General features: G+C 41.6%; 16 protein-coding genes. All 16 read left to right on the top strand.

The window, feature by feature from the left end; translation table 11 throughout:
- Nucleotides 1-12 precede the first annotated feature (12 nt).
- The 16 genes from N2317_08335 (at nt 13) to N2317_08260 (ending at nt 13815) form a co-directional block, all read left to right on the top strand.
- Nucleotides 13-762 (top strand): methyltransferase domain-containing protein, encoded by a 750-nt coding sequence (locus N2317_08335; GenBank protein ID MCX7817494.1) that lies wholly within the window; start codon nt 13-15, stop codon nt 760-762.
- Complete coding sequence (locus N2317_08330) at nt 759-1592, top strand: FkbM family methyltransferase (protein MCX7817493.1); 834 nt, start codon at nt 759-761, stop codon at nt 1590-1592. The genes N2317_08335 and N2317_08330 overlap by 4 nt, the downstream gene beginning before the upstream one ends.
- A 136-nt stretch (nt 1593-1728) precedes the next feature.
- Nucleotides 1729-1941 carry a hypothetical protein gene (locus tag N2317_08325; GenBank protein MCX7817492.1) on the top strand — a complete coding sequence of 71 codons (213 nt, stop codon included), beginning with the start codon at nt 1729-1731 and terminating at the stop codon, nt 1939-1941.
- Between the two features lie 39 nt (nt 1942-1980).
- On the top strand, nt 1981-2397 hold the full coding sequence (locus N2317_08320; protein MCX7817491.1) for an IS3 family transposase: 417 nt from the start codon (nt 1981-1983) through the stop codon (nt 2395-2397).
- On the top strand, nt 2397-3299 hold the full coding sequence (locus N2317_08315; protein ID MCX7817490.1) for an alpha-1,2-fucosyltransferase: 903 nt from the start codon (nt 2397-2399) through the stop codon (nt 3297-3299). Before N2317_08320 ends, N2317_08315 begins: the two co-directional genes overlap by 1 nt.
- Before the next feature lie 29 nt (nt 3300-3328).
- Nucleotides 3329-4126 (top strand): glycosyltransferase family 2 protein, encoded by a 798-nt coding sequence (locus N2317_08310; protein MCX7817489.1) that lies wholly within the window; start codon nt 3329-3331, stop codon nt 4124-4126.
- A 9-nt stretch (nt 4127-4135) separates the two neighbouring features.
- Nucleotides 4136-5290, top strand: coding sequence for a glycosyltransferase family 4 protein (locus N2317_08305; protein ID MCX7817488.1), 1155 nt, complete (start codon nt 4136-4138; stop codon nt 5288-5290).
- Complete coding sequence (locus tag N2317_08300) at nt 5283-5897, top strand: sugar transferase (protein MCX7817487.1); 615 nt, start codon at nt 5283-5285, stop codon at nt 5895-5897. Before N2317_08305 ends, N2317_08300 begins: the two co-directional genes overlap by 8 nt.
- Before the next feature lie 4 nt (nt 5898-5901).
- On the top strand, nt 5902-6531 hold the full coding sequence (locus tag N2317_08295; protein ID MCX7817486.1) for an acetyltransferase: 630 nt from the start codon (nt 5902-5904) through the stop codon (nt 6529-6531).
- Complete coding sequence (locus N2317_08290; GenBank protein ID MCX7817485.1) at nt 6528-7649, top strand: DegT/DnrJ/EryC1/StrS family aminotransferase; 1122 nt, start codon at nt 6528-6530, stop codon at nt 7647-7649. Before N2317_08295 ends, N2317_08290 begins: the two co-directional genes overlap by 4 nt.
- 55 nt (nt 7650-7704) lie before the next feature.
- The gene (locus N2317_08285) at nt 7705-9540 is read left to right on the top strand and encodes a polysaccharide biosynthesis protein (GenBank protein MCX7817484.1); all 1836 of its coding nucleotides are present in this window, start codon (nt 7705-7707) and stop codon (nt 9538-9540) included.
- A gap of 71 nt (nt 9541-9611) precedes the next feature.
- Nucleotides 9612-10355 (top strand): methyltransferase domain-containing protein, encoded by a 744-nt coding sequence (locus N2317_08280; GenBank protein MCX7817483.1) that lies wholly within the window; start codon nt 9612-9614, stop codon nt 10353-10355.
- A 13-nt stretch (nt 10356-10368) separates the two neighbouring features.
- Entirely contained in the window at nt 10369-11481 is a 1113-nt protein-coding gene (locus tag N2317_08275) for a DegT/DnrJ/EryC1/StrS family aminotransferase (GenBank protein ID MCX7817482.1), read from the top strand.
- Between the two features lie 302 nt (nt 11482-11783).
- The gene (gmd, locus tag N2317_08270; GenBank protein MCX7817481.1) at nt 11784-12938 is read left to right on the top strand and encodes a GDP-mannose 4,6-dehydratase; all 1155 of its coding nucleotides are present in this window, start codon (nt 11784-11786) and stop codon (nt 12936-12938) included.
- Nucleotides 12935-13396 (top strand): nucleotidyltransferase domain-containing protein, encoded by a 462-nt coding sequence (locus N2317_08265; protein MCX7817480.1) that lies wholly within the window; start codon nt 12935-12937, stop codon nt 13394-13396. Before gmd ends, N2317_08265 begins: the two co-directional genes overlap by 4 nt.
- Nucleotides 13393-13815: a HEPN domain-containing protein gene (locus N2317_08260; protein ID MCX7817479.1), complete on the top strand. Its 423-nt coding sequence runs from the start codon at nt 13393-13395 to the stop codon at nt 13813-13815. The genes N2317_08265 and N2317_08260 overlap by 4 nt, the downstream gene beginning before the upstream one ends.
- The last annotated feature ends 109 nt before the right edge of the window (nt 13816-13924 follow it).

The raw sequence follows: 13924 nt of genomic DNA, 5'->3' as shown, positions 1-13924 counted from the left end.
GTCATCGTTTATATGGGCATGTACCTAAAAAATTTTAAAATCAGAAATTTCATTTACGATTGGCTATCAATAGGAATCAATGAAAAAAACCGGAAAAGCTGGTTGGAAAAAACTTTGATTCGCTTGCCACCAGGTTCAAGAATTTTAGACGCTGGAGCAGGAGAAATGGCTAACAAAGTGTTTTGCAAACACCTTGAATACATTTCGCAAGATTTCTGTGAATATAAAGGAGATGGGAATGGCAGAGGGCTACAAACGGGTAAATGGGATACCAGTCGTGTTGATATAGTGAGCGATATTACAACTATTCCTGAATCAGATAGCTCTTTCGATGCAATCCTTTGTAGCGAAGTATTTGAACATATACCTGAACCGGAAAAAGCCCTGGAAGAATTTTCACGTCTCTTGAAACCTGGTGGAATACTAATTCTTACTGCCCCATTTTCCTCGCTAGTACATATGGCCCCATACCATTTTGTTACAGGATTTAGCCGCTATTGGTATGAACATCATTTACCTAAACGAGGTTTCAAAATCTTAGAACTGATGCCTAATGGAGATTGGTATGACTATATTAGACAAGAAATTATTCGTCTTGCATTGATCGAATATAAAAAGAAGAGCTGGACATGGCCTCTTGCGGCCATTTACTCATTATTGGGCATTCTTTATTTTAAAATTCGCTCTCAAAAAAAGGCAGAAGATCTTGCCTGTTTTGGCTGGCATTGCTTGGCGATTAAAACGAACGAGGAAAAATCGTGAAAAAAATTTTAAAGAAACCCATCCGGTCAATTCTAGGATTTTTTCCTAGGATCACCTTTACGTTGTTAACTATAAGCGATGCCATAGACAGGTTTCAGAAACCCATCCCAACTCGATGGGGTTTCATACTATCTGGCCATCGGCAAATGGCAGAGGGGAATTTTGAACCTATTGAAACAGAAATGGTAAGAAACCTAGCACAGAACATTGATCTTTTCGTCAATATCGGAGCAAATGTGGGATATTTCTGCTGTCACGTCTTGAGTTTAGGAAAACCAGTAATCGCTGTGGAACCCAACTTTTGCAACTTATGGTACTTGATGAAAAATATAAAAGACAATGGATGGGCCAAGCAGGCGGAGATTTTCCCCCTCGCTGTAGGTGAAGGACCGGATATCCTCAAGATTTATGGTTGGGGAACAGGGGCTTCCCTAATAAAAGGCTGGCAAAAAATGCCGGAAAGTTTTGCCGGACTTACTCCTACTATTTCCCTGGACCGTCTCTTATGCAACAAATTAAAAGGTAAGAAAGCTCTCATAATGGCGGACATCGAAGGAGCAGAGTATATTATGCTAAAAGGTGCTTCAGCCACTTTATCCAACAATCCACCTCCTCTGTGGATCGTAGAAATACATGGCGAAGAGCTTCAACCGAAAGGTGTGAAGTTCAATCCCCATTTTCGCAAGACATTTGAAATTTTCTTTCAGCACGGCTATCGATGCCTGACAGTAGAAAGGGAAACAAAAGAAGTGACAATCCAAACAATTTTAGCCATAGAGAGGCGGGATTTTAAGTTGAACACGCACAACTTCTTTTTCAGAAAAGATTAAAGATTTATAATACTCCCCAAAATCTGGACAGGGTAATTTGTTGGATGCTAACCTGTAGTTTCTCTCGGGAAGGAGTGAACATTAATGAACAGATCGACGAAATCGAGGGATGCTGCCTTTAAGGCAAGGGTTGCTCTTGAGGGGAGAAAAGACTATTGCTCAGATTGCAAGTGAATACGGTGTTCATCCCAATCAGATAGGTCAGTGGAAGAAGAGGTTACTTGAAGATTTGCCATATATATTTTCGGACAAAAGGGCGAAGAAGGATAATTCCAGGGAGGATTTTGAATCGGAGCTATATCGTCCAGATAGGTCAATTAAAGTTGGTATATCCAGGTCAGGCTATTAACATCATCCAAGGGCCATAAGTCCTCTCAATCTCCAACTTATGAACCTTATAGATGAACAATATACAAAGATGCCGTTCTATGGTGTGAATAGGATGACGGCTTATCTTATAAGGCATGGTTATCATGTGAATGCAAAGAGGGTAAGAAGATTGATGAGGGTTATGGGGCTTGAGGCCATATATCCCAAAAGGAGGTTGAGCGTAAATTCTTCGGATCATTTAAAATATCCCTATCTTCTAAAAGGTCTTGATATAACTTATCCCGATCAAGTTTGGTGTGCCGATATTACGTACATCAGAATGGCAAGGGGTTTTTTATATCTCGTTGCCATAATGGACTGGCATAGCAGATATGTATTATCCTGGAGGCTATCCAATACACTGGAGGGGATCTCAGGTCAATTCACCAAATACCTCAACATTTTTATCTTGACAACAGGAAGTAGTTTACCTTGATGTCATCTCATTCGACTGCTAACAAAGTTATAGTTGTTATGAAAGGAGGTATAGGTAATCAGCTCTTTTGCTACGCTACTGCTCGCCGTCTCGCATTAATCAATTCTGCCGATCTTGTCATTGATGATATCTCTGGGTTTATCGTAGACAAGCACTATCGTCGGAAGTATTACCTAGATTCTTTCAATACGTACGGACGTAAAGCTGATTCGAATGAAAGGCTGAAAAAACCAGTATTCTTATTTAGAAACTGGCTAAGATTTGTAAATAGAATGAAACCATTTTATAAGAGAAACTATCTTGAGGACAAAGAACTCGTCTTTGACCACCGTCTTTTGGAATTTAAAGTAAATGGCGTACTTTACCTTGATGGCTACTGGCAGAGCGAAAATTACTTCAAAGATATAACTCATATAATAAAAAGAGAAATTGTCCCCAAGTTTTCACCAGATCCATATACAGATTATATTTCGCGCAAAATGGAAGGCTGTTCGTCAATTGCCATTCACCGGAGATGGTTCGACCCACCAGGCAGTAATTCAAAACATAATTTATCAACTGACTATTATCTTCGTGCTATAGAAATAATAGAACGACTTATTCCTAAAGGGATTTTTTTTCTCTTTTCTGACAACCCCGTACTGGCTTCGCAGGAATTGAGCAAAATTAAAAGAAGATTGATAGTAGTTGAAAATCATAACAAGGAAGACAGAACTTGTCTTGATTTGTGGCTAATGACAAGGTGCCAACATTTTATTATAGCCAATAGTACTTTCAGTTGGTGGGGAGCCTGGCTAGGAGAACGTGAACACTCAATAATCATAACACCGAAAGTTATTATAAGTGGCATCACATCTTGGGGGTTTGAAGGATTAATACCGGAAAGGTGGCTAAAAATATAAACCAAGTTCTTTAGAAAGGTTTAAATATCGTGCCTAAAGTTAGTGTTATAATGGGTGCTTATAACTGCGAAGAAACTGTTGAAAGGGCCGTCTCATCCATAGTATCGCAAACTTACCAAGACTGGGAGTTTATTATATGTGATGACGCTTCGACTGATGGTACATGGGAAAAGCTTCTCAAAGCATCTCAAGATGATCGTCGAATAATTCTAATCAAAAATGAAAGAAATTTGGCCCTAGGCGGAACTTTAAATCGATGTATTGAAAAATCCTCGGGAGAATATCTTGCCCGTCAGGACGCTGATGATTACTCTCTACCATTAAGATTTCAGGAACAGGTCGATTTCCTAGATAAGTCAACTCATTATTCCGTTGTGGGTACCTACGCGGAACTTTTCGACAACCAAGGTAAAATATGGGGCGTGAACAAACCCCCTCTTTACCCAGACGTAAAGCATTGGCTCAAAGGTTCCTGTCTTATCCATCCCTCCGTTATGATGAGGCGAAGGGACATCGAAACTATTGGTGCCTATAACCCAGATGCGATCAGAGTAGAAGATTATGACCTCTGGCTAAGAATGGTTTCATCAGGATACCGATTGGTCACTATACCCAGGATCCTCTATCGGTTCCATATGGATATTTCGGATTACAAAAGGAAACGGATTTCACACCGATGGAGAGAAGCAAGAATCAAGCGTAACATAATTGAGAAAATGGGCTTATCACACCTCTACTACTTTTATTTATTGAAACCCATCTTACTAGGATTCGTCCCCAAAAAAATCCTTTATCTTCATCATTACAGAAAATTTAAATTTGACTGAAGATGTAATATGAAGCCCCCAAAAAAACTTTGTTTCGTAACTGCTGTTCCCATGACCATAGAAGCGTTTTTGTTAGATCTTTTGAAAGTTTTAGCCACAAAACACAACATAACTGTAATAACTGGAACCGAAGATCCTTTTTTTCTCGTTCGTCATAACCTCAAAAATATACAAGTTATCCCCATACAAATCAAACGGAAAATATCGCCATTCCATGACATAAGTGCACTATGGCATTTATACAGGACATTCAAGAAGCATTCCTTTGACCTTGTTCATTCCTTTACCCCTAAAGCAGGGCTACTTACGATGATTGCTGGACGTTTAGCTCGAATACCAATTAGAATTCATACTTTCACCGGTCAGGTCTGGGCAACAAAACGCGGATTAAAAAGATGGTTTTTAAAAAAAATGGACATAGTCATAACCCTCTGTGCAACTCACGTTCTGGCGGATAGCACATCCCAGCGCATATTCATCGTGAAAGAAGGGGTTTCTCAACCCCAAAAGATAGGAATCATCGGCAATGGTTCAATCAGCGGTGTTGACACAGATAGATTTTCGCCTAGCGCAGAGGTAAGAAAACACGTAAGACAGAGACTAAAGATAGAATTTGAGGCGCCGGTCTTCCTTTTCCTTGGGCGGTTAAATAAGGAAAAGGGTATCTTCGATCTTTATGAAGCGTTTAAAAAAGTGGCTGCCACTTACGAAAATGCCCATTTGATCATCGTGGGACCAGACGAAGAGAAAGTAATGGAAAAGATATATAAAAACGCGAGAACTTATAGAGATAGAATTCACTACGAAGGCAAAACAAGAACACCCGAACTCTACATGAAGGCTTCCGATTGCGTGTGTCTACCAAGCTATCGGGAAGGATTCGGTTTGGTCGTAATCGAGGCGGCCGCTTGTGGAATCCCCGCCATTGGTACCAGAATTTATGGCATCGTAGATGCCATCGAAGAAAAGGAAACCGGTCTTCTCCATACTCCTGGGGATGTGGATGAACTCTCCCATCACATGGAATGGATGATTTTACATCAAGAAGAAAGGCAACTTATGGGCCAAAAGGCAAGAGAGAGGGTAAAAAAGCTCTTTTCGAAGGAAAATATAATTTCTGTTTCTTTGGACTTTTATGAAAAAGTCATTAGCCAAAATGAATAAACAGAAAATTCTGAAAAGGACCTTTGATCTTTTCTTTGCCATATTATTATTTATTTTCCTTTCACCTGCAATACTGTCAATTGCCCTGATGGTGTATCTCTTTATGGGTAAACCAGTATTGTTTAAACAACTGAGACCCGGAAAACATGGAAAGGCATTCTTTCTCTATAAATTTCGCACCATGACTGATGTGAGAGACGAGAAAGGAAATCTCTTGCCAGACAGCTTACGGCTTACCCCATTGGGAAAGTTCCTGAGAAAAACGAGCCTGGACGAGCTTCCCCAACTGATAAATGTAATTAAGGGGGAGTTGAGTTTTGTAGGACCGAGACCTCTGCTTATGGAGTATCTCCCGCGCTATTCGCCAGAACAAGCGAGGCGACATGAGGTAAAACCGGGTATCACCGGCTGGGCACAAATACACGGAAGAAATGCCATAACTTGGGAGGAGAAATTCAAACTAGATGTATGGTACGTAGACAACTGGTCTTTTTGGCTCGATCTAAAGATCCTATGGCAGACGGTAATTGAAGTGGCAAGGCAAAGGGGAATCAACGCACCCGGTTCGGACACCATGCCAGAATTTGTTGGATCAGAAAAAAAATAAAACTATGAGAGAAGAAATTATCGTCGTGGGTGGAGGTGGGCATGCCAAAGTCGTTATCGCAACTGCTTTGGAATGTGGAATCAACGTTTCAATCATTGTCGACGACGACCCATCGAAATGGGGCCAAAACATATTTGGGATAAAAATCCATGGCCCTATTCTGTCGGTCAAGGAAATACGTTCTCCGGCCATTATGGCCATCGGCAATAATAGAACAAGGGAGAATCTGGTAAAGGAACTGGAAAATCTGCAATGGATATCCATAATTCATCCTCGGGCTTATGTTCATCGCACGGCCAAAGTTGGAAAGGGTACAATTATCTTTGCGGGATCGGTAATTCAGCCTGATGCAAGAATAGGAGATCACTGCATTATCAACACAGGCTCTACGGTGGATCACGATTGTTCCGTCGGCGATTTTTGTCATCTAGCGCCAGGTACCCATATTGCGGGTGGTGTTACCATTGGAAGGGGTGTCTTTCTTGGGGTAGGTGCTAAGGTGGTGGTGGGGAAAAAAATTGGTGATTGGTCTATTATCGGAGCGGGAGCGGTAGTTTTAGAAGACCTACCCGATCGAGTAATGGCAGCCGGTGTGCCGGCGAAGATAAAGGAAAGTTATAGAATAGATACATGAATATACCACTTTCTCGTCCAGAGCTAACTCAGGAAGATATAGATGCAGTAGTTGCTGTTCTTAAAACACCCAACCTTAGTCTTGGCCCTAAGATTAGGGAGTTTGAGGAGTTGATGGCCCGATTCGTGGGCTGCAAATATTCAGTAGCGGTGAATAGCGGTACTTCCGGCCTACATCTGTCTATGATAGCCAGCGGGATTAAAAGTGGTGATGAAGTTATTACCACCCCCTTCAGTTTCATTGCCTCAGCCAATTGCATTCTCTACGTTGGAGCTAAACCTGTTTTCGTTGATATCGACCCTGTAACGCTTAATATCGATCCCAGAAAGATAGAAGAAAAAATATCGGAGAAGACAAAGGCGATTTTGCCTGTTCATGTCTTTGGAATACCCTGCAATATGTTCGAGATAGTAAAAATAGCAAATAAATACAGATTAAAGATAATAGAAGATGCGTGCGAGGCAATTGGAGCTGAATGCAAGGGGAAAAAGGTGGGAACTTTTGGGTTGGCCAGTGTGTTTGCCTTTTATCCCAACAAACAACTAACAACCGGAGAAGGGGGTATTGTTGTAACCAACAATGAAAAAGTGGCTGACCTAATGAAAAGCCTGAGAAATCAGGGAAGAAAAAACAACGGCAAATGGCTTTCTCACGAAAGGATAGGTTATAATTACCGGTTAAGCGATATACACGCTGCCCTCGGAATATCTCAGCTCAAAAGAATCGACGACATCTTGAAAAGAAGGCAGAAAGTGGCCTCATTTTATATTAAGCACCTATCTCATGTGGAGGAAATTGAATTACCACCCACGCCTAAACAAGTTAAAGTTTCATGGTTTGTTTTTGTCATCAGGCTAAAATATAAATTCAAGAAAAACCATCGTGACAAGATAATTGGTTACCTCAGAGAAAGGGGAATTGAATGCGGGAACTATTTTCCACCCATACATTTGCAACCATTTTATAAAAAAATATTCGGGTTTAGAAAAGGGAATTACCCCATCACAGAGTCGGTGGCAGAAAGGACTATCGCCCTACCTTTTTATAACTTTCTGAGCGAAAAAGAAGTGCGCTACGTTTGTGAGAACCTGAAGAAAGCCATTCTATCCCTTAAATGACAATATGAAACTCAAATTTATCAAGACTAACTTTCCCCGCTTATGGAAGCTTACGTTGACAGTTATTCTAGATGCCATTCTTCTATCCATCGCTTACGGTGGAGCCTATCTAATTCGCTTTGAAGGAAGTATTTCCCCTTACTATAAAACGTTTATGTGGCTCACCCTTCCATGGATAGTATTAGCGAAACTCATCTTTCTTTTCCTTACTGGCCTTTACCGTGGGATCTGGCGCTATACTGGCGTAGTCGACCTTCAAAACATATTCAAAGGAATTACCCTCGCCTCAGTGGGCGTTTTGATCATCCTTGTTTTTGCCTATCGCTTCGAGTCGTTCCCTCGCTCTGTCCTCATTCTCGATTGGTTTTTCTCCATCTTTTTAATCGGCGGTATCCGTCTCCTATATCGCATGTATGTTAACAAGGAGTTCAACATCGCCTTCCCGTGGCAGATGTCGCATGTCGTTAACCCTAACAAAAGAATTTTAATTATCGGTGCCGGCGCGGCCGGAGAAAAGGTATTAAGGGAAATCAAAGAGAATCGCAAGTTGAACATGGAAGCGATAGGATTTCTAGACGATTCAAAGGAAAAACATGGAAAAACAATACATGGCGTTCGCGTGCTCGGAGGATTAGATAGAATAAATGAGTATCGTGATCTTTTCGATGAGATCTTGATTGCCATCCCCTCAGCGAGGGGTGTTGAAATGAGGCGCATTGTGGAAATATGCGAGGGGACGGGGAAAAAGTTCCGCACCCTTCCCAGTATAGGTGAGCTCATCGACGGAAGGGTATCAGTTAATTCTATCAGAGAGGTCAGTCTCGTCGACCTCTTAGGACGAGAAGAAATCATTTTAGACCAAGGCCGAATCAGGAGATTTATCAAAGATAAACGAGTACTCATTACCGGTGCGGGTGGTTCTATCGGCAGCGATCTTGTACGTCAAGTTCTCAATTTTAATCCATCCGCAATAGGCCTTCTCGACTTTAGCGAATACAATCTTTATCGGATCGAACTGGAATGTAAGAGGAATTCAGGCAAAACGAAGATATACCCATATCTAGCAGACATCAGACATCTTGAAACCATAGAAAAAATATATAGTTTCTTTTCTCCTGACATAGTTTTTCATGCCGCCGCTTATAAACATGTACCTATGCAGGAGCTTCATCCCCACGAGGCAGTAAATACAAACATCTTGGGCACCATCAATGTTGCCACCGCTGCCGTCAATCAAGGGGTGGAGAGCTTCATCCTCGTCTCTACCGATAAAGCCGTCCGCCCGACGAACGTGATGGGCGCAACCAAACGTGTCGCCGAGATGATTATTCAAGCTTTAAACAGAAATAATGGAACCCGCTTCATGGCTGTCCGGTTTGGAAACGTGATTGGCAGTTCTGGCTCCGTTATCCCTCTTTTTCAGGAACAGATCGCCCGAGGAGGACCGGTTACAGTTACTCATCCAGAGGTTATGCGATATTTTATGTCCATTCCCGAAGCAACTCAATTAATTCTCCAAGCGGGCTCCATGGGTGAGGGAGGAGAAATTTTCATCCTCGATATGGGACGACCGGTAAAAATATTGGACATTGCGCGAGACCTTATTCGCTTAAACGGCCTTACCCCAGGCGAGGATATTGCCATCGAATTCATTGGCATGCGACCTGGGGAAAAGCTCTACGAAGAGCTTATCACTGAAGGAGAGGGTATTTCTCCTACAGAACACCCTAAAGTATTTGTCTTAAAGGGTGCCATGCCAGATGCAAATGCTTTGTTTGCCCTTATCTCTGAGCTTTTGGAGATAGCAAGGTCTTTCGACGCAGCTCGCTTGCGACATCAATTGTCCTTAATCGTTCCCGAATATGAAATATGTAAAGAATACACCATCTGAATCATTACTACCTGTTTGTTAAAAATTCTTTTCCAACGGAAAATATAGATCACGCGGCAACCAGATACGATATGTCGCAAGAAGAGAACGAGGTGTTTTTCGCCCGCATCTACCTGCATCATATAAGGAACCAAATCAGGCATGTGTTCGGCAACCTAAAAATAAGTATTTTAGATGCCGGCTGCGGTCAAGGACGAATATCCATTCCTTTGGCTTTAGATGGACACCGGGTTACGGCCATCGATTTTACCCCCGCCGTAATCGAAAAGGCAAAAGAAAACGCGGCCAAGAGAAACACCGAGATTAACTTCATTGTCGGCGATCTGGAGAATCACCTGAATAATATCAGTTCAGGCAAATTCGACTGCATCATATCGACCGAAGTCCTCTATATGGTGAGGTACTACGAACGGGTGATAGAAAACCTCTCCTCTTTACTCGAATCGGGTGGACTTTTCATCCTTTCCCTAAGACCGAGACTGTTCTACGTCATGCACCGCCTCATGCAGGGAAAAACGGAGGAGGCATATCGGATACTGATGAGCCAAGAACGGTATCTAAGCGGTGGAGCTTTAAATTGTCAGTCGATAGAAGAAATTAAAGACATTTTCTCGAAAGTGGGGGTCCGTGTGCTTTCCTTAACCGGCATAGGGGTGTTGAGCGGCATAGAAGGAGACCCTCAAGCCATCTTCGCCCTACCCTCTTCCCTGACGGAAAAGGAAAGAGAACTTTTATTCGAAATGGAGCTTTATGTCGGCGGATCCTATCCGGAAAACGGTCGATATATTCTCGCCTGCGGCGTGAAATCTAATTGAAAGGGAATTTTTCATGTTACCCGTATCGCGTCCCTCTTTAGGAGAAGAAGAATTAAAGGAAATCGAAAAGGTCTTTGCCACGGGATGGTTGGGCTTGGGCTCTGTCGTCTTGGAGTTTGAAAATGTGATCAAGGACTATTTGGGTGTAAAAAACGTCATTGCCGTTAACACCGGTACATCTGCTTTACACCTTTCCCTCGACGCTTTGGGCATCGGAACGGGGGATGAGGTTATTGTCCCTTCCCTCACCTTCTGTGCCTCCGTGCAGGTGATAACCGCCTTGGGAGCCAAACCCGTATTCTGTGAGGTGAGGCCAGATACGCTCAACATCGATGTAGAGGACGTGAAAAAGAAAATTACTCCCAACACGAAGGCAATCATGCCGGTACATTACTGTGGGCAGGCCTGCGAAATGGATGCCCTCCTCCAGCTAGGTCGAGAACTGAACATCTCCATCGTGGAAGATGCGGCTCATGCCTTTGGTTCTTCTTATCGGGGAAGGAAAATTGGCAGTTTTGGAGACATCACCTGTTTTAGTTTCGACCCCATAAAAAATATTACCTGTGGCGAAGGCGGGGCCGTAGTTGTTCATAACGATGAGATAGCCGACGAAATACGAAGGAAAAGAATCCTGGGCATCGATAAAGACACATGGCACCGGTATCGAAATGAAAGGAGTTGGTTTTACGAAGTGACAACTCAGGGTTATCGGTACCATATGAGCAACGTAAATGCGGCGATCGGACTTGCCCAATTTCGTAAGCTGAATAAATTTGTTGAAAGAAAGAGGGATATTGTAGCCCGATATAACTCGTCTTTTCGTGATCTCCCGGATCTTAAGACGCTCCATTGGAATCTAGAAGACACTGCCCCCTTCACGTATATCGTAAGGGTCCTCCACGGAAAGAGAGAGGCACTTATCGAGCATTTAAAAGAAAAGGGGGTGGGAACCGGCATCCATTACATCCCCAATCATCTGCAGCCATTTTTCCGCCCCTATTCCTCTCCCCTTCCCGTGACTGAGAAACTAGGTGAAGAAATCCTAACCCTCCCACTCTATTACGACCTAACCGACGAGGACGTAAACCACATTATCGCCTCCGTCCACTCCTTTTTCAAAAAATAGGGACAGCGCCCATTTTTTTCTTGACAAGTAAGATACACGGTTCTACAATGCCAAACACATTGGCCTTAAAGACAGCTAAAGGTTTTCTCCTCTCGTTTAGAGACTCGATTGTAATCGAGAAGGCGGAGCTATNTTTTTTCTCTAACCTAGAATTATCATTTCCATTTTTCCTCCTCATGAACGATACGGCAAGACCTACGAGGTAAAAATAAAATCTATCGCTAGAGCATGTTCGACAATACATAACAGTAACGTTTAAAGCAACAAAGTCGTTTACGTAAAAAAACTAATTTGGGGCCAATATGAACTCTATGAAAGCACTTATCACCGGTATAACCGGTCAAGACGGCTCATACCTCGCCGAGTTTTTACTTTCCAAAGGCTATGAAGTTCACGGCCTTATTCGTCGTGCCAGCACCTTTAATACTGGCCGCATAGACCATATATATACCGATCCCCATACCGAAGGGACGAAACTATTTCTCCACCACGGTGATCTTTCTGACTCAGGCCAGCTGATAAATCTCATCTATAACATAAAACCCGATGAAATTTACCATCTTGGTGCCCAAAGCCATGTGCGAGTATCTTTTGATACCCCCGAATACACAGGAGATATAACTGGTCTTGGCACAACAAGGCTACTGGAAGCCATCCGTAGAAGCGGTATCAAGACAAAATACTACCAGGCATCATCCTCTGAGCTATTTGGTGCATCTCCTCCACCACAATCTGAAAAGACACCCTTTTATCCCAGAAGCCCCTACGCCGCAGCAAAGCTTTATTCCTTTTGGATGACAGTAAACTTCCGTGAGGCCTATGGACTATTTGCCTGTAATGGTATACTCTTTAACCACGAATCACCCCGCAGAGGTGAGACCTTTGTAACCCGCAAGATTACCCGAGCCCTTGCAAATATCTTATCTGGTAATCAGAAAAAGCTATATCTTGGTAATCTCAATGCAAAAAGAGATTGGGGCTTTGCCCCAGAGTATGTAGAGATGATGTGGCTTATGTTACAACAAGACAAACCAGATGATTATGTAGTAGGAACAGGAGAGAGCCACAGTGTTCGAGAATTTGTTGAAATCGCCTTTTCTTATGCGGGTATAGAAATAGAATGGATTGGCAATGGTTCTCAAGAAAAAGGCATTGTAAGTTCAATAAAATGTGAAACAGATAACATTAAAATAGGTGATACTATCATAGAAATTGATCCCCGTTATTTTAGACCAACGGAAGTTGAGCACCTCCAGGCAGATATCACTAAGGCAAGAGAAAAACTCAACTGGCAACCCCGTGTAACATTCTCTGAACTTGTGAAGATTATGGTAGATTATGACCTAAAGATGGTAGGTATTGAACCCCCTGGAGAAGGTATCTCCACATGCCAGGCAAAAAACTTCTGCTACACCGAGCATGCCTTCGCAACAAATGAAAAGATAAGGGAGAGATGAAAGTTTCAAATCAGTCAAGAACCATTAGGTCATACAAAAAAAACTATAATAAACTTCTTAATAAGATTAACCAACTTTTTGTAAACTATTATAAAGATAGACTTGTATCACTTGTAGTTTTTGGTTCAGTTGCGTCAGGCAATTTCTCTCCCCAGTCTGATATAGATTTATTGATAGTCCTAACTACCAAAAAAGGAAATTATGAAGATTTTTCAGAATACTACGAAAACATAGAAAGTAAACTCGATAGAATAAACTTTTCCATAAGAATCAACCCCATATTTAAAACCGAAGAAGAATTAAATGTAAGAACACCATTCTTATGGGATACAGAATTCTTGATATTATATGACAAAAAACATGTGTTTATGAGATTCCTTGATTCACTTAAAACATTTAAAAAGACACATCTTCGCTTTCACAATAAAAAGTTGAAATATATCGAGATAATTAATTGACAAGCAAAGCTTTAGCTGAAGATTACATAAAACGGGCAAAAATTAGATTTAAAGTACTTGAAATTTTCTTAAAAGAGAAAGATTATCCAGATATTATTAGAATCTCCCAAGAGATAGTAGAATTAATTGAGAAAGCAATTCTCATTCAGATCAATATAAATCCTCCAAAATGGCATGATGTTATCGATGTAATCATGGAAAATAAAGATAAGCTGCCAGACAAGATAGGAGAAGAACTAAAAAAGATAAAAAAGGAATGCAAATGGCTTCGTAGCCAAAGGGAAATAGCCTTTTACGGCGCTCCAGATTTGATTCCTACAAAAGATTATTCTTTAAAAGATGCAAAAAAGGCTATTTCCATAGCATCTCATTTTTTAGAACTCATTGAACAAATGAGTCATTCTATAAGCAAGAAATAATTTTATGAATTATAAGATGCTTGTGTCCTTGTCTAAATAATTTTAGCAATAAATAAAAAAGACTTAGCCAATGTTTGTATTTCTTGTAGGACATTTCATGCCTTTGCAA

The organism is Syntrophales bacterium (assembly GCA_026417625.1).
Lineage (GTDB): Bacteria > Desulfobacterota > Syntrophia > Syntrophales > UBA8958 > JAOACW01.
Note: the sequence above shows the minus strand (reverse complement) of the source record. Positions and strands in the feature narration are given on the sequence as shown.

Bases quoted from the DNA above. Each gene is read 5' to 3' on its own strand.
- N2317_08335 (MCX7817494.1), top strand. From the start codon at position 13: ATGGGCATGTACCTAAAAAATTTTAAAATCAGAAATTTCATTTACGAT.
- N2317_08320 (MCX7817491.1), top strand. From the start codon at position 1,981: ATGAACCTTATAGATGAACAATATACAAAGATGCCGTTCTATGGTGTG.
- N2317_08315 (MCX7817490.1), top strand. From the start codon at position 2,397: ATGTCATCTCATTCGACTGCTAACAAAGTTATAGTTGTTATGAAAGGA.
- N2317_08305 (MCX7817488.1), top strand. From the start codon at position 4,136: ATGAAGCCCCCAAAAAAACTTTGTTTCGTAACTGCTGTTCCCATGACC.
- N2317_08300 (MCX7817487.1), top strand. From the start codon at position 5,283: ATGAATAAACAGAAAATTCTGAAAAGGACCTTTGATCTTTTCTTTGCC.
- N2317_08295 (MCX7817486.1), top strand. From the start codon at position 5,902: ATGAGAGAAGAAATTATCGTCGTGGGTGGAGGTGGGCATGCCAAAGTC.
- N2317_08290 (MCX7817485.1), top strand. From the start codon at position 6,528: ATGAATATACCACTTTCTCGTCCAGAGCTAACTCAGGAAGATATAGAT.
- N2317_08280 (MCX7817483.1), top strand. From the start codon at position 9,612: ATGTCGCAAGAAGAGAACGAGGTGTTTTTCGCCCGCATCTACCTGCAT.
- N2317_08275 (MCX7817482.1), top strand. From the start codon at position 10,369: ATGTTACCCGTATCGCGTCCCTCTTTAGGAGAAGAAGAATTAAAGGAA.
- gmd (MCX7817481.1), top strand. From the start codon at position 11,784: ATGAACTCTATGAAAGCACTTATCACCGGTATAACCGGTCAAGACGGC.
- N2317_08265 (MCX7817480.1), top strand. From the start codon at position 12,935: ATGAAAGTTTCAAATCAGTCAAGAACCATTAGGTCATACAAAAAAAAC.